The organism is Streptococcus oralis SK304, from assembly GCF_000287715.1.
Lineage (GTDB): Bacteria > Bacillota > Bacilli > Lactobacillales > Streptococcaceae > Streptococcus > Streptococcus oralis_Y.
The window spans coordinates 297,913-314,454 of the sequence record NZ_ALJN01000016.1 but is presented as its reverse complement, the minus strand read 5'-3'; the positions used below and the strand labels follow the sequence as shown (position 1 = coordinate 314,454).

Annotated in this window: 14 protein-coding genes and 2 tRNA genes; all 16 read right to left on the bottom strand. The window is 42.3% G+C overall.

The genetic code is table 11. The annotated features are described in order from the left end of the window. Nucleotides 1–69 precede the first annotated feature (69 nt). Complete coding sequence (gene sufB / locus HMPREF1125_RS08430; protein ID WP_000797062.1) at nucleotides 70–1,482, bottom strand: Fe-S cluster assembly protein SufB; 1,413 nt, start codon at nucleotides 1,480–1,482, stop codon at nucleotides 70–72. 53 nt (nucleotides 1,483–1,535) lie between these two features. Next, nucleotides 1,536–1,976 carry a Fe-S cluster assembly sulfur transfer protein SufU gene (sufU, locus tag HMPREF1125_RS08425; protein WP_001218489.1) on the bottom strand — a complete coding sequence of 147 codons (441 nt, stop codon included), beginning with the start codon at nucleotides 1,974–1,976 and terminating at the stop codon, nucleotides 1,536–1,538. After that, complete coding sequence (locus HMPREF1125_RS08420) at nucleotides 1,963–3,189, bottom strand: cysteine desulfurase (RefSeq protein ID WP_000887691.1); 1,227 nt, start codon at nucleotides 3,187–3,189, stop codon at nucleotides 1,963–1,965. The genes sufU and HMPREF1125_RS08420 overlap by 14 nt, the downstream gene beginning before the upstream one ends. A gap of 10 nt (nucleotides 3,190–3,199) precedes the next feature. Beyond that, nucleotides 3,200–4,462: a Fe-S cluster assembly protein SufD gene (gene sufD, locus HMPREF1125_RS08415; protein ID WP_000159853.1), complete on the bottom strand. Its 1,263-nt coding sequence runs from the start codon at nucleotides 4,460–4,462 to the stop codon at nucleotides 3,200–3,202. 27 nt (nucleotides 4,463–4,489) lie between these two features. Continuing rightward, nucleotides 4,490–5,260, bottom strand: a complete 771-nt coding sequence (gene sufC / locus HMPREF1125_RS08410) for a Fe-S cluster assembly ATPase SufC (RefSeq protein WP_000114489.1) — start codon at nucleotides 5,258–5,260, stop codon at nucleotides 4,490–4,492. A 152-nt stretch (nucleotides 5,261–5,412) separates the two neighbouring features. Further along, entirely contained in the window at nucleotides 5,413–5,607 is a 195-nt protein-coding gene (locus tag HMPREF1125_RS0102390; protein WP_001081614.1) for a DUF3272 family protein, read from the bottom strand. Nucleotides 5,608–5,634: 27 nt separating this feature from the next. Beyond that, on the bottom strand, nucleotides 5,635–7,290 hold the full coding sequence (dnaX, locus tag HMPREF1125_RS08405) for a DNA polymerase III subunit gamma/tau (RefSeq protein ID WP_000283831.1): 1,656 nt from the start codon (nucleotides 7,288–7,290) through the stop codon (nucleotides 5,635–5,637). Beyond that, nucleotides 7,290–7,787, bottom strand: a complete 498-nt coding sequence (locus HMPREF1125_RS08400; RefSeq protein ID WP_000887131.1) for a GAF domain-containing protein — start codon at nucleotides 7,785–7,787, stop codon at nucleotides 7,290–7,292. Before HMPREF1125_RS08400 ends, dnaX begins: the two co-directional genes overlap by 1 nt. A gap of 82 nt (nucleotides 7,788–7,869) precedes the next feature. Continuing rightward, nucleotides 7,870–9,072 (bottom strand): 30S ribosomal protein S1, encoded by a 1,203-nt coding sequence (gene rpsA / locus HMPREF1125_RS08395; protein ID WP_001001620.1) that lies wholly within the window; start codon nucleotides 9,070–9,072, stop codon nucleotides 7,870–7,872. Between the two features lie 162 nt (nucleotides 9,073–9,234). Beyond that, nucleotides 9,235–9,306, bottom strand: a tRNA-Gln gene (locus tag HMPREF1125_RS08390). Nucleotides 9,307–9,314: 8 nt separating this feature from the next. Continuing rightward, nucleotides 9,315–9,395, bottom strand: a tRNA-Tyr gene (locus tag HMPREF1125_RS08385). 49 nt (nucleotides 9,396–9,444) lie between these two features. Continuing rightward, nucleotides 9,445–9,675, bottom strand: coding sequence for a DUF2969 domain-containing protein (locus HMPREF1125_RS08380; protein ID WP_000037107.1), 231 nt, complete (start codon nucleotides 9,673–9,675; stop codon nucleotides 9,445–9,447). A gap of 112 nt (nucleotides 9,676–9,787) precedes the next feature. Beyond that, nucleotides 9,788–10,825 (bottom strand): branched-chain amino acid aminotransferase, encoded by a 1,038-nt coding sequence (locus HMPREF1125_RS08375; protein ID WP_318779489.1) that lies wholly within the window; start codon nucleotides 10,823–10,825, stop codon nucleotides 9,788–9,790. Between the two features lie 116 nt (nucleotides 10,826–10,941). Continuing rightward, entirely contained in the window at nucleotides 10,942–13,422 is a 2,481-nt protein-coding gene (gene parC, locus HMPREF1125_RS08370; RefSeq protein WP_080585607.1) for a DNA topoisomerase IV subunit A, read from the bottom strand. Between the two features lie 205 nt (nucleotides 13,423–13,627). Then, nucleotides 13,628–14,446, bottom strand: coding sequence for an aminoglycoside 6-adenylyltransferase (locus HMPREF1125_RS08365; protein WP_001258607.1), 819 nt, complete (start codon nucleotides 14,444–14,446; stop codon nucleotides 13,628–13,630). Nucleotides 14,447–14,473: 27 nt separating this feature from the next. Beyond that, complete coding sequence (parE, locus tag HMPREF1125_RS08360; protein WP_000037255.1) at nucleotides 14,474–16,423, bottom strand: DNA topoisomerase IV subunit B; 1,950 nt, start codon at nucleotides 16,421–16,423, stop codon at nucleotides 14,474–14,476. Nucleotides 16,424–16,542 lie beyond the last annotated feature (119 nt).

Genomic DNA, 16,542 nt, shown 5'->3' with positions numbered 1-16,542 from the left:
GAATATTTATTAGGTTCTTTTTGAAAAAAATCTGAACATGAAAAGTTCCTGTTCAGATTTTGCATACTCTTATCCGACTGAACCTTCCATTTCATAGCTAATCAAGCGGTTAAGCTCAACTGCGTATTCCATTGGAAGTTCTTTTGTGAAGGGCTCTACAAATCCCATGACAATCATCTCAGTTGCCTCAGATTCTGACAAGCCACGGCTCATGAGGTAGTAGAGTTGTTCTTCTGAAATCTTAGATACTTTGGCTTCGTGTTCCAAAGCAACTTGCGAGTTGTGAATTTCATTAAATGGAATAGTATCTGATGCTGACAAGTCATCCATGATAATGGTGTCACACTCAATGTGAGAAACAGATTTCTTAGAGTTTTTGTTAAAGGTTACTTGTCCACGGTAGTCCACTTTACCTCCACCTTTAGCGATGGATTTTGACACGATAGACGAGCTTGTATGTGGAGCGTTGTGGATCATCTTAGCCCCTGTGTCTTGGTGTTGCCCAGCATTAGCAAAGGCGATAGAGAGCATGGTTCCACGCGCTCCTTCTCCATCAAGGTAAACAGATGGGTATTTCATGGTTGTTTTGGCACCCAAATTTCCATCGATCCACTCAACAGTCGCATCTTTCAATGCTTTGGCACGTTTGGTTACCAAGTTATAGACGTTATCAGACCAGTTTTGGATGGTTGTATAGCGCATGTAAGCTCCATCCAAAGCAAAGATTTCTACAATGGCAGCGTGCAAGCTGTTGCTTGAATATGTTGGTGCTGTACATCCTTCTACGTAGTGGACACTTGCTCCCTCGTCAACGATGATCAAGGTACGTTCAAACTGACCTGTATTTTCGTTGTTGATACGGAAGTAGGTTTGTAGTGGAATATCTACCTTTACTCCTTTTGGTACGTAGATAAAAGTTCCTCCAGACCATACTGCCGAGTTGAGGGCTGCCAACTTGTTGTCTGTCGGCGGTACCAACTTAGCAAAGTATTGTTTAAACAAGTCTGGATATTCCTTGAGGGCAGAATCCGTATCTGTAAAGATAATGCCCAACTTCTCGAATTCTTCTTTCATGTTATGGTAAACCACTTCAGACTCGTACTGAGCAGAGGCTCCTGCTAGATAAGCACGTTCAGCTTCTGGAATACCGATACGTTCAAAGGTTTCTTTGATCTTTTCAGGTACATCATCCCAAGAACGGGCAGGTTTATCAGATGGTTTTTGGTAGTAGATTAAGTCATCAAAGTCAATCTCTGACAAATCTGCTCCCCATGTTTGCATGGGCATTTTTTTGAAGGTTTCATAAGACTTCAAACGAAATTCTAACATCCACTCAGGTTCCCCCTTGGCAGCAGATAATTCACGAATAACACCTTCGTTGAGTCCTTTTCCTGTCGATAGGACAGGCTCTACATCATCATGGAAACCAAATTTATATTCACCAAGGTCAATTGGTTTTGGTTCTACTCTTTCTTCAGCCATAATATCCTTTCTTTCTTCATTTCTAATGATTTATAAGACAAAAGAAACTTGTCTTATCTGTTATCTTGATTTTCAATTGTCTTCTTAAGAGCGTTCCAAGCTAGAGTTGCACACTTAATCCGTTGCGGGAATTTGGCAACACCTGATAAGAATGCCGCGTCTCCAAGTTGGTCTTGACGGTAATCCTTTTGACCTTGAACCATTTCAGAAAAGATGGTTGCAAGTTCTAGAATTTCTTGCTTGGTCTTCCCTAAAACGGCATCTGTCATCATACTAGCAGAGGCAGTTGAGATAGTACAACCCGAGTTTAGAAAAGCGATATCTTCCAAACGATTCTCTGCATCAAACTTGACAGAGAGATTGATGACATCCCCACAGGTTGGATTGTTGAGACTGATTTGCTCAGCGTCTTCTAACTTCCCTTGGTGATGTGGATTTTTCGAATGGTCCGCTACCACTGCCATATAAAGGCTATCTAGTTTAGAAAGTGCCATTGAAAAACTCCTTTGTCTTTTGTAAGGCATCGACTAGTTTGTCGCAATCTGCCTTGGTATTGTAGATATAAAAACTTGCACGAGCAGTTGCTGGGACGTCCAAATACTGGAGCAAAGGTTGGGCGCAGTGGTGACCCGCACGAACGGCTACTCCTTCATAATCCAAAGCAGTCGCAAGATCGTGAGGATGAAGATCACCTAGGTTAAAGGCAATAACACCTGAACGTTGAGACAAGTCCTGAGAACCGTAAATGGTCAATCCCTCAATTGCCTGCAGTTTTGGATAGACGTACGCAATCAATTCCTGTTCATGAGCTTCAATGGCATCCATGCCAATCTTTTCAAGATAATCTACTGCAGCAGCAAGTCCGATTGCACCCGCCATATTTGGCGTTCCAGCCTCAAATTTCCAAGGCAATTCCTTCCAACTAGCAGATTGCTCATAGACGAAATCAATCATCTCGCCACCAAATTCTACTGGAGACATTTGTTCTAAATACTTCTCTTTTCCGTACAGAACACCGATACCAGTCGGACCAGCCATCTTGTGACCCGAAAAGGCGAAGAAGTCCACATCCAAGTCCTGGACATCAATCTTCATATGAGGTGTAGATTGAGCACCATCCACTACCATGATTGCTCCAACTTGGTGGGCTAATTGGGTGATTTCTTTGATAGGATTGACCACACCAAGAACATTTGAAGCATGAGCTAGGGAGACAAATTTAACCTTATCAGTCAATTTAGCTCGCAAGTCATCCATATCCAAGGCACCGTTCTTGAGATAAACATAGACAAGCTCTGCTCCAGTCTTACGGCAGGCTTCCTGCCAAGGAATAATATTAGAATGGTGTTCCATGATAGAAATCAAGACCTGGTCTCCCTCAGTCAAAATTTCCTCAGCAAAGCGTGCCACCCAGTTAAGACTGGTTGTCGTTCCTCTGGTAAAGAGAACTTCCTTTGTAGAGTCTGCATTGATAAACTTACGAATGGTTTCACGAGCAGCTTCATAAGAAGCTGTTGCTCGCTCAGCCAAGGTATGAACACCACGGTGAACGTTGGCATTGTCTTTCTCATAGTAGCGGTTAATCATTTCAAGAACTGCTAGTGGTTTTTGTGTCGTCGCAGCATTGTCCAAATAGACCAATGGTTCATCATTAACAATCTGGTCTAAAATTGGAAAATCCTTGCGAATCGCTTCTACATCTAACATAGGCTTCCCCTTAGCGTTTTGACAATTTTTCTTCGATAGTTGCAATCATTTCGTCACGAACTTCCTTGACTGGAATCTCAACGATAACAGATCCAAGGAAACCGCGGACAACCAAACGTTCTGCAGTTGCTTTATCCAAGCCACGGCTCATGAGATAGTACATGTCTTCTGGATCCACCTGACCGATAGAGGCCGCGTGTCCTGCAGTAACGTCATTTTCGTCAATCAAAAGAATTGGGTTAGCATCTGAACGAGCCTGGTCTGAAAGCATGAGAACACGGCTTTCTTGTTGCGCATCCGCTCCCTTAGCGCCCTTGATGATGTGACCGATACCATTGAAGGTCAAGGTTGCTTTTTCAAGAATAACCCCATGTTGGAGGATATTTCCGATAGAATTGCATCCGTAGTTAGTCACTCGCGTATCAATCCCTTGTACCTGACGACCACTTGAAAGAGCTACGGCTTTAAGGTCAGCATGGCTACCATTCCCAATCAAGTCGCTATCAAAGTCAGCAACAACATTTCCTTCGTTCATGACACCGATTGCCCAATCAATGCTTGCATCGTTGCCTAGTTTACCACGACGGCTAATGTAGGCAGTGACATTTTCACCTAGACGGTCAATGGCAGCAAATTTCACTTGCGCACCAGAACGAGCAATCACTTCAACTGTGATATTGGCAGTTGCTTTTGCACTGCCTCCACCTCGTGACTCTAGACGTTCAAGATAGCTTATTTTAGAGTTTTTACCAGCAATGATAAGGATATGCTTGTTAAATGGCACATCGCTGTCGCTATCTTGGTAGAAAATCCCTTCGATTGGCTCTTTAATCTCAACATTATCAGGGATGTAGAGAACAGCACCACTGTTAAAGTAAGCTGTATGGTAGGCTGCCAACTTGTCGTCATCATACTTAACAGATGACATGAAGAATTCTTCGATCAGCTCTGGAATTTCTTCTAAAGCTGAGTAAAAATCTGTAAAGAAAACACCCTGTTCAACTAACTCAATTGGAGTTTGCTCAAAAACAGTTTGCGTTCCAACTTGCACCAACTTCAAGTGATTATCTAGTGCAGTGAAATCTGGAACATTTGCTGAAGGCTCACTTTCTGTGATGGTTCCATACCCCAGATTCCAACGGTGAAATTTCACACGCTCAATAACTGGTAATTCCAAACTCTCAATCTTATCAAAAGCTTTTTGACGGAGGTCAGACAACCAGCTTGGTTCAGCGTGCATTTCTGAAAAAAGTTTAATAGTTTCTTTAGTCATTTACTTCTCCTAAAAGATACGAGGAAATTACAATTCTTCCTTGTAGTCGTAGCCAAGTTCTTCAGCTAGTTTTGCGTATCCTTCACGTTCTAGACGCGCAGCCAATTCTGGACCACCAGAAAGGACAACACGACCTTCCATCATCACGTGTACCACGTCTGGTGTGATGTAGTTCAAAAGACGTTGGTAGTGAGTGATGATCATCGCACCAAAGCCTTCACCACGCATAGCATTGACACCTTTCGATACGACTTTAAGGGCATCAATATCAAGACCTGAGTCAATCTCATCCAAAAGGGCAAATGTAGGTTCCAACATCAAGAGTTGAAGAATTTCATTACGTTTTTTCTCACCACCAGAGAAACCTTCGTTAAGGTAACGCTCTGCCATTTCTTCTTTCATGTTGAGCAATTCCATCTTCTCGTCTAATTTAGTGATGAACTCACGAACTGAAATCTTTTCATCGTCTTCTTTACCAGCATTCATAGCTGCACGAAGAAATTCAGCGTTGGTAATTCCTGGAATTTCAGATGGGTATTGCATAGCAAGGAAAAGTCCCATACGCGCGCGTTCGTCCACTTCCAACTCAAGGATATTTACGCCATCAAACAAGACTTCACCTTTGGTAACTTCATAGTTTGGATTTCCCATGATAGCGGCTGAAAGAGTCGATTTACCAGTACCATTTGGTCCCATGATAGCTGCGATTTCTCCTGTTTTCAGAGTCAGATTGACTCCTTTCAAAATTTCTTTTCCTTCAATCTCAACGTGAAGATCTTTGATCTCTAATACTGACATGATAATTCCTTTCTTTTTCTGGCCTACTTCCTTTATCATTAGAGAAATCACTTACATTTCTCTAAAAAACACAAGAAAAGGTCCATAAATATACTCTACTAGTATAACAAAAAAAAGCCTAAAAGGCTTTGATTTTGTCTAGAAGCTGGGAGCTAGTCCTTGCGGTTTAGGTGCTGATCAATGGTGTTTACAATTTTTCCCATCACGTAACTTAACCTAAAATTTCGAAAGAGTAGAATGGCCCAAAAGGCTGTCATAATATAGCGACCAGTCATCCAGGCTTCATTGAAAAAATAAGTCTCAGCAGCCGTAAATAACGCTATCATAATAAATTGTTGTCTATTCATAAACTTATTGTATCATGAAATCTTTCTTTAGTCTTCCTCTACCTTCACTTTATCAGCCAAAAATTCAAATCCTTCTGGAATCAGACTGTCTTCTGCTTCTTTTTCAACTTGAGAAGATTTAGCTTTAGCTGAAAAGGCCGCTCGAACCTCTTTCCATTCCTCTAAGGAAATCGCCAAGATTTCAGGTGAAAAACCTGCTGCCTGACTGAGGATGTTCCCAAACATGGTATTGAGATTGTCCCGTTTCATGGTTTGCCCTGCATTGAAATTAGACTCAAAGGCTAAAATAGCATGGTGTTCGTTTGCCGCAACTGGTTGAGAACCAACGAGCAGAGCCTTATCCGGACCAGCTAAGCTTTCAATCACTTCTCCCCATGCATTTTGGAGGCGAATCAAGTTTTGCCGTGCCAAATCAGGATTTTCGACAGCTTCTTGCAGGATAGTCTGAACTTTGTTGCGATCCACTCGATAGACTGTCTTGGAAGTGGCTGGACGGCTAGGAACTGGCACCACTTGTTTAGGAGCTGTTCCAACATTAACAAGTTCTTGTTTGAGACGAGCGACTTCCTGTCTCAGTGCAGCTATTTCTCCTTCAACAGCTTCTGAAAGCACTGGTTCAGGCTTAATCTCAGCTAAACGAATGGTCATCATCTCAGCATAAATCTTAGGTTGCAGGCTAGCTTTCATATCTGCCAAGCTCACAGTCGCCATTCGAATCATTTCAAAGAGGCTTTCCTGAGATAAAGCTAGATTGTCCATAAAAACTGGACTATGATGAGTATTTTCGCCACCCGTCTGGACGACCAGTAAATCACGCAAATACTGCAAGAGATCTGTCACAAAACGAGTCATGCTCTTGCCATTCTCAAATAAAAGATTCAAAGAATCAAGTGCTTTTGGAACATCCTGCTGAGACAAGGCAGCTACATAGTCATCTAGTGCTGATAAACTAATGGTGCCTGTAATCTCCTCAGAGATAGCAGTCGTGAGCTCGTTTCCCTGTGTTAAACTCAAAGCTTGATCCAGAATGGACAAGGCATCCCGCATTCCACCTTCAGCTCGTCTGGCAATGATTTCCACAGCCTCCGGTTCAGAACTGATATTTTCTTTTTCTAGAATATGATAAATATGCTCCTTGATATCTTGAGTTTTAATCGATTTGAACTCAAAACGTTGAACACGCGATAAAATGGTTGCAGGAATCTTATGCAATTCAGTGGTCGCCAAGATAAAGACAACATTCTGAGTTGGCTCCTCAAGAGTCTTCAAAAGCGCATTGAAGGCTCCCGTAGACAGCATATGGACCTCGTCAATAATATAGACCTTGTAACGTGCTAAGCTAGGTGCATAGGTAGATTTGTCACGAATTTCACGGATTTCATCAACTCCATTATTTGAAGCCGCATCCATTTCAATAACATCTTCTAGGCTCCCTTCTGTCACTGCCTGACAGATATAGCAGTGATTACATGGTTCTCCATCTACTTGATTTGGGCAGTTCATGGCCTTGGCAAAAATCTTGGCTACGCTAGTTTTCCCAGTTCCACGAGGGCCTGAGAAAAGATAGGCATGACTAATCTTTTCCTGCTCGATCGCTTGTTTTAGGGTTTTAGCCACAACCTCTTGACCTACCAGTTGTGAAAAAGTCTGGCTTCTATATTTTCGATAAAGTGCTTGATACATTAGGCTTTCTCCTCAAACATCGTAAAGTCCCATTCTGTCTTCTCAAGCAAAATAGCGACAAATTGTTCCAAGTAATCACGGTCAACGGCATTGTAATCATCAATAAGTGAAGAATCCAGGTCTAAGACACCCAGCAATTGACCATTCTTGAGCATGGGAACCACGATTTCACTCTTGGCCATACTATCACAAGAAATGTAGTTTGGATAGGTGCTCACATCGCAAACTAAAACAGTCTCTTGAAACTCAGCAGCTTCTCCACACACGCCTTTCCCAAGCGGAATGCGAATACAAGAAACACCACCCTGAAAAGGCCCTAAAACCAACTCGCTACCATCAAACAGATAAAACCCCGCAAATACAGTATTGGGAAAGCGAGATTTTAGAAGGGCACTAGCATTTGAAAGATTGGCAAGAACATTGCTCTCACCTTCAAGTAAATAAGAGAGTTCCTCATTTAACAATTGATAACATGATTGTTTTTCTGAATCTAACATAGAACTATTATATCAAAAATGAGAAAGAGACAAAAGAAAAATCCCTTGTTTTAAACAAAGGATTTTGCGATTATCAATTTGATTAAAGTTCGATATCACCGAACAAGTCAGCCATTGAGAATCCTGTTTGTGTTTCTGGAAGTTCAAAATCACGTTTTTCTTGACGTTTTGGACGACGTGGACGAGCAGCACGTTTTTCTTCTTTTTGTCCTTCTTCTTGAGCTGGACGTTCTTCAAGAGCTTTGATAGAAAGAGATACGCGTTCTGCGTCAGCGTTAACATCAAGTACTTTAACAGTAACTTCTTGACCAACAGTAAGAGCTTCTTTTGGATTTTCGATACGTTTGTGTGAAATTTGTGATACGTGAACAAGTCCATCGATACCTGGCAATACTTCAACAAATGCACCGAAGTCAGTCAAACGTTTAACTGTTCCTTCTACTACATCACCTTTAGCCAATTTTTGCTCAACGCCATCCCATGGTCCAGGTGTTGTTGCTTTAAGTGAAAGGGATACGCGTCCTTCTTCTTCATTAAGATCAAGAACTTTAACCTCGATTTCTTCACCAACAGTTACAACTGATTTAGGTGATACGTTACGTTCGTGTGACAATTCAGTCAAGTGAACCAATCCGTCAACACCACCGAGATCGATGAAAGCACCGAAGCTAGTGATACGAGCAACTTTACCAGTTACGACATCACCAACAGCTAATTTACTGAATACTTCAGCACGAGCTGCTGCAGTAGCTGCTTCAACAACTTCACGACGTGAAAGGATGAAGCGGTTTTCTTTAGGATCAACTTCTTTGATTTTAGCATCAAATTCTTGACCTACGAAACGCTCAGTGTTACGTACGAAACGAGTATCCAACATTGAAGCTGGGATGAATCCACGAACACCTTCAAATTCTACTGAAAGTCCACCTTTAACGGCACGAGTTCCTTTAACAGTAACAACTTCTTCTTCGCGTCCTACAAGTTTGTCCCATGCTTTGCGAGCTTCAAGGCGTTTTTTAGATACAAGGTATGTAACTGTATCAGTATCTTTACCAACTACTTGACGAAGTACAAGAACATCCAATACTTCTCCTACTTTCACAAAGTCATTGATATCTGCATCGCGATCGTTTGTCAATTCGCGAAGAGTCAAGACACCTTCAACACCAGTCCCAGAGATTGCAACGTTAGCTTGAGTCGCATCAACTGTCAATACTTCAGCACTAACAACATCACCAGGCTCAACTTGGCTAACGCTATTTAGCAAATCTTCAAATTCGTTCATCTAAAAAATCCTCCAACAATCAAGTCTTTCCAAACTTGACATACTTATAATTTTTTTCCTAAGCACCCGCAAAGACATGTTCACATCGTTCACGCCTTTCAATTATAAAAATAAAATACCCTAAGATATTTTTCTTTTTATCTTGAATTTATTACCTAAGAACTGGGGTAGCTGGATTCGAACCAACGCATGAGGGAGTCAAAGTCCCTTGCCTTACCGCTTGGCTATACCCCATTGATGAATGGAGAGAGAGGGATTCGAACCCCCGAACCCGAAGGAGCGGATTTACAGTCCGCCGCGTTTAGCCTCTTCGCTATCTCTCCAATGTTTAACGAGAACTATTATATCATGAAATTTTCAATAAAACAAGTATTATTTTGTCAAATTATAGTTTTCAATCAAAATTTCCACAGCTTTTTCAAGTTTTTTATAAAAACTATCGACATTTCCATTCTTTATGATGGCAAATTGACTATCTAATTCGGCAATTTCTCCAATGACCTTTTTCCCAATCGTCAAAACGTATCCTTCATAGCTGTCTTTTCCAACAGTCACTTTAGCATCTGTTAATTGAATTTCAATTTTCTTATCTTTTTTACTCATACTGTACCTCTTTTCACTTTTTCTATTGTACAAGAAAAAGCTCAAACTAGCAAGAAAAAACTCCATTTCAGTCCTTACAACTGCTATGGAGTTCTTCTTTACTTCATGTCTTTTAGTCCACTTTGACAATCCATCCTTCAGGTGCTTCTACGTCACCAAATTGGATACCCGTCAATTCATCATAGAGTTTACGTGTAACAGGACCTACTTCTGTTTCACTATAGAAAACATGGAAATCATCGCCATGTTGGATACCTCCAATTGGCGAAATGACCGCTGCAGTACCACAAGCTCCTGCCTCTACAAAACGATCCAAATTATCGATTGGGACATCACCTTCAATCGGTGTTAAGCCCAAGCGGTGTTCTGCCAAGTAAAGCAAAGAGTACTTGGTAATAGATGGCAAGATGGATGGACTCAATGGTGTAACAAATTCATTGTCTGCCGTGATTCCAAAGAAGTTAGCTGAACCGACTTCCTCAATCTTTGTATGTGTAGATGGGTCTAGGTAGATAACATCTGAGAAATGGCGTGATTTGGCCAACTTCCCTGGCAAAAGACTCGCAGCATAGTTTCCCCCAACCTTAGCCGCACCCGTACCATGTGGAGCTGCACGGTCGTATTCATCCTGAATCAAGAAATTGGTTGGAACCAATCCACCCTTAAAGTAATTTCCAACTGGCATAGCAAAGATAGTGAAAATGTACTCTTCTGCTGGTTTTACCCCGATGATATCTCCGACACCAATCAAGAGAGGACGAAGATAAAGGGTTCCACCTGTTCCATATGGTGGTACGTATTCTTCATTTGCACGGGCAACTGCTTTACAAGCTTCTACGAACATTTCTGTTGGTACTTGGGGCATCAAGAGACGGTCGCAGGTACGTTGCAGACGCTTGGCATTTTCATCAGGACGGAAAAGTTGAATACTACCATCCTTCGTACGATAGGCTTTCAATCCCTCAAATGCTTGCTGTCCATAGTGAAGACTTGGAGAAGACTCTGAAATATGCAAGGTCGCATCCTCTGTCAATTCTCCTTGATCCCATTGACCATTTTTGTAGTGAGCGATATAACGGTAAGGTAATTTCATATAAGAAAATCCAAGGTTTTCCCAATCAATTGCAACTGTCATGTGTTTCTCCTTTATACTATTCAAACTATGTGTTCTATTCTACACTTTTCTAGTAAAATTTCAAGTATTATTTGTAATTTTCTGAAAATTTTCTCGACAAAAAGAAATCAGTCACTTGGACCGATTCTTTTTTACGAATTTGTTTTGTCCTCTTTAAAGACTTCTTTGAGGTAAGCATCGAAAACTTCTTCATCTGAAATGGTGTCTGATATAAAGCTTCCATTGCTAGTACGTTCTGACAAGCTGAGATCTTGCAATCGACTTTCATAGATTGTGCCTTTGTTAGATTGGACAAGTAACGTTTGATCGTTTTCTTCTACTACTGTACTAAAGAGATCACCAACGAATCCTTGCTCTGAAACTGCTCCAGCCAAGAAGACACGATGCGGTTTGTTTTTCAACTCACGCAAGACTTGTAGGCCTCGTTTGGCACGGCTGGTTGCCGGAATTTCCTCACAAGAGACACGTTTCAAGCTACCACGTTGGGTCAAGAGGTAGAAGGATGAGGTGTTACAGATAAAGGCAGCTTGAAGTGCATCATCTGCTTTCAGGTTCATAGCCTTGACACCCGCAGCCTTGGCACCAACAACCGGTACCTCTTCGATATTGAAACGAAGGGCGTAACCGTTTTGGCTAATCAAGAGAACATCATCTAGTTTAATAGGAGCCACTGCTACAATCTGATCTGTCTCGTCTTTGAGCTTAGCGTACTTGACAGACTTCGACTTGTAGGTCCGCCATGGGGTGAATTCTTTTCGTTCTACACGCTTAATTTGCCCAAGACGAGTTGCAGCAAAGTAGGTTGTCGCATCTTCAAACTGGTCCACGACTTCCACATAAAGGATTTCTTCGTTAGTTTCAAAGTTTGTAATAGTCTGGCTCAAGTGCTCTCCGATGTCCTTCCAGCGAATATCTGATAACTCATGGATTGGTCGATAAATGACATTTCCAAGAGTTGTGAACATTAAGAGGTGTTGCGTTGTCTTGGCAGATTGTACAAAGATCAGACGATCATCATCACGTTTGCCAATTTCTTCCAGAGTGGAAGCTGCAAAGGAACGAGGACTGGTACGTTTGATGTAACCTGCCTTAGTCACACTGACATAGGTATCTTCCTCGGCAATCAAACTAGCTGTGTCAATCTCGATTACTTTCGCAGTATCTTCTAAAGTACTCAAACGTGGTGTCGCAAATTTCTTCTTGACCTCACGGAGTTCTTTCTTCATGAGATTATACATAGTCCGTTCATCACCGATGATGGCTGCAAGCATGGCAATCTTTTCACGCAATTCTGCTTCTTCTTCTTGCAAGACAACCACGTCTGTATTGGTCAATCGATACAGTTGTAAAGTAACGATGGCCTCAGCCTGCTCTTCTGTAAAATCATAGCTAACCTTGAGGTTTTCCTTGGCGTCAACCTTATTCTCAGAAGCACGAATAAGGGCAATAACTTCGTCCAAAATCGAAATCACGCGAATCAAACCTTCGACGATATGGAGACGTTTCTCAGCCTTTTCCTTGTCAAAGCGGGAACGTGCCAAAATCACTTCACGACGGTGGGCAATATAGCTAGACAGGATTGGCACAATCCCGACCTGACGAGGTGTGAAATTATCAATCGCCACCATGTTGAAGTTGTAGTTGATTTGCAGGTCAGTGTATTTGAAGAGATAGTTAAGAACGAGCTCGGTATTAGCGTCTTTCTTGAGTTCGATAGCGATACGAAGACCGTCACGGTCAGACTCATCACGAACCTCAGCAATCCCTGCCACCTTGTTATTGACACGAACATCATCGATTTTTTTAACTAGATTAGCCTTGTTGATTTCATAAGGAATCTCAGTGATAACGATTTGTTCCTTACCACCTTTTAGCTTTTCAATCTCCGTCTTAGAACGAACGACCACGCGCCCTTTCCCAGTTTCATAAGCCTTTTGGATCTCGTCACGCCCCTGGATGATAGCTCCTGTAGGGAAGTCTGGTCCAGGCAAGAATTCCATGAGTTTGTCCACCTTGGCTGTTGGGTGGTCAATCATGTAAACAGTCGCATCAATGACTTCAGCCAAATTATGCGGAGGAATATCTGTGGCATAACCAGCCGAAATACCAGTCGAACCATTGACCAAGAGGTTTGGAAATGCTGCTGGCAAAACCGTCGGCTCTTTCTCCGTATCGTCAAAGTTCCAGGCAAAAGGAACTGTCTTTTTCTCGATATCCTGAAGAAGATAACCAGCAATCTCAGACAAACGAGCCTCGGTATAACGCATCGCCGCAGGCGGATCTCCGTCCATAGAACCGTTGTTACCGTGCATTTCAACCAAAATCTCACGATTTTTCCAGTCCTGAGACATACGGACCATGGCATCATAGATGGAACTGTCACCGTGGGGGTGAAAATTCCCCATGATGTTCCCGACAGACTTGGCAGACTTACGGTAGCTCTTGTCAAAGGTATTGCCATCTTTATTCATAGAATAAAGAATACGTCGCTGAACCGGCTTCAATCCATCACGAATGTCTGGCAAAGCCCGGTCTTGAATAATGTACTTGGAGTAGCGACCAAAGCGCTCTCCCATGATGTCCTCAAGGGACATGTTTTGAATGTTACTCATATAGGATACAGAGCCCGTAAAATACAAAGGAAATTTATCTTTTTCACACAGTATTTAGGGCATGTTCAACTCCTTTCAAAGAATGTAGAGTAGGTTTTTATAGAATAAGGGATAATTTACAGAAATTAGTCTCGTGTTCAGTTACTATATATAACCAAACGATCCTTTCTGTAGTTTAATCTTTTAAATTATATATTTTTTTTAGTTAGTGATTTGAAAGTCTCTCCTCAGCATACTCAATCATCCTCTCTGCCACTTCCTTATCATAGTCAAGACCCATCTTGTTAGCAAGGTATTGAGCTTCTTGGTGGAAATGTTTCATTGTTGCAAATAAAGACTGAGTGATTTTTTCTAAACTGGAGAAATCAAGCAGATTTAAGAATTCCTTCTCTTTCTCAGTAGGTAAATAGTTAAAGAGATATTTATAGTTCTTGCCAATATCGACAGTCCCCTTATCACTTGCTACCTGCCAGGCTAAGACCTTCAGGAGTTCTTGGTGACAAATCCCATAGAGATGGTCAGTAGCGTAGAGTAGTTGCTTGCGACAGATTCCTTTGACTACGTAGGCTGACACCCACCAAAATTCATTGCAGGCTTTTTCAAAATCTGTCTGACTAGCTGGACTTATCCAGTAACGTTGAGGACTTGGTGAATAAGGGGCAAACAAACCCTTAGTGTCCTCCAGCACCGTGAAATCCGCTTCGCTTTCTACCCACTCCTTGATATACTCTTTAGGACATAAAGTCAAATCAATGCGATTGTCATCTTCAAAAAGCATCAGATAAAGTCGACGGTTGCCTAGGATATTATGCTGCTCAATGATACGTGTTCCAAACTGGTCCAACCAAGTAAGATTACTCGTCAGATTATCTAAGTCGTCCACGACATAAACAACATCATAATCTTGAAACTCATCTTTTGGAGCTTTTGGATTTGTCCGTGAACCAGACATGGCGACAGCCTCGACTTGTAAAGTTTGGGCAGTCTGTAAAATCACATCGAGCATTTCTGTTTCTGTTCTCATGGTCAGTCCCCATTCATTATAGACTTCTTAAAACACCATCTCCCCACTCTCCTCCAGCGTAAACTTGACATTATCCTCAATCCACTTACGGCGTGGTTCGACCTTGTCTCCCATGAGGACGTTTACGCGGCGTTCAGCGCGTGCTAGATCTTCAATTGTAACACGTATAAGAGTGCGAGTTTCTGGATTCATGGTTGTTTCCCAGAGTTGGTCCGCATTCATCTCACCAAGACCTTTGTAGCGTTGAAGGGTAGCGCCTTTACCGAACTGCTTGCGGAGTTCTTCTAACTCTCCGTCTGTCCAAGCATAGGCCACTTCTTCTTTCTTGCCTTTCCCTTTGGACATCTTGTAAAGAGGCGGAAGGGCGATATAGACATGTCCTGCCTCGACTAGTGGACGCATGTAGCGGTAGAAAAATGTCAAGAGCAAGGTCTGAATATGGGCACCATCTGTATCCGCATCGGTCATGATAATAATCTTGTCATAGTTGGCATCCTCAATGGAGAAGTCTGCTCCCACACCCGCACCGATGGTATAAATCATGGTATTGATTTCTTCATTTTTGAGAATATCCGCCATCTTAGCCTTGGCTGTATTGATAACCTTACCTCGAAGAGGTAAGATAGCCTGAAACTTACGGTCACGACCTTGTTTAGCAGAACCACCGGCAGAATCACCCTCGACCAGGTAGAGTTCATTCTTTGCTGGATTTTTAGACTGGGCTGGGGTCAATTTTCCAGACAGCAAGCCTTTGTCTTTTTTATTTTTCTTGCCATTTCGGCTCTCATCACGCGCCTTACGGGCCGCTTCACGGGCATCACGAGCCTTGATAGCCTTTCTGATGAGATTTGAAGCTAGTTCTCCATTCTCCATTAGGAAGAAGGTCAACTTATCAGATACTATGCCATCCACAACAGGACGAGCTAGTGGACTTCCAAGTTTGTCCTTGGTCTGTCCCTCAAACTGAAGGTGTTCTTCCGGAACTAGGATAGAAAGAACGGCAGCTAGTCCCTCACGATAATCTGAACCTTCTAGGTTTTTATCTTTTTCCTTGAGGAGCCCAGTCTTACGCGCGTAGTCATTCATGACCTTAGTAATGGCTGACTTGAGTCCTGTCTCGTGCGTTCCACCATCTTTAGTACGAACGTTATTGACAAAAGACAAGATGTTATCTGAAAATCCATCATTGTACTGGAGGGCAACTTCCACTTGGAAGCCATTGTCTTCGCCTTCAAAGTATAGGACTGGCGTCAAGGTTTCCTTGTCTTCATTGAGGTAAGAAACAAAGTCTTGTACCCCGTTCTCATAATGGAATTCGATTGCTTCATCTGTTCGCTTATCTGTCAAAGACAAGGTAACATTTTTTAAGAGAAAGGCTGACTCATTGAGTCGTTCTGAAATGGTATTGTACTTGAAGTCTGTCGTAGAAAAAATCGTCGCATCAGGCATGAAGGTGACTTTGGTACCTGTCTTAGACTTGGGTGCTGTACCAATTTTCTTCAAGGTTGTGACGGGTTTCCCACCATTTTCAAAACGCTGTCTATAGACTGCACCATCACGGGTGATTTCAACTTCCAACCAGCTTGATAGGGCATTAACAACAGAAGACCCCACCCCGTGGAGACCTCCAGATGTCTTATAACCTCCTTGACCGAATTTCCCTCCGGCGTGAAGAATGGTAAAGATAACCTCGACAGTTGGAATTCCCATGGCGTGCATACCAGTCGGCATCCCACGACCTTGGTCTTCTACTGTTAAACTTCCGTCTTTATTGATAGTCACATCAATGCGATCACCGAAGCCAGACAAGGCCTCATCGACTGCATTGTCCACAATTTCCCAGACTAGGTGATGGAGACCTGCACCGTCGGTCGAACCAATATACATCCCCGGACGTTTACGGACCGCATCCAACCCTTCTAGCACCTGAATGGCATCATCATTGTAGTTATTAATATTGATTTCCTTTTTTGACACAAGGAACCTCCTATTCGTTCATCTTTTCTATTTTACAGGTTTTCTAGGGATTTTGCAAAATTTTTCCCATTCAGCCGTCACAATTTCACAGGATATTCTCTGACTTTCGAAAGCATTTC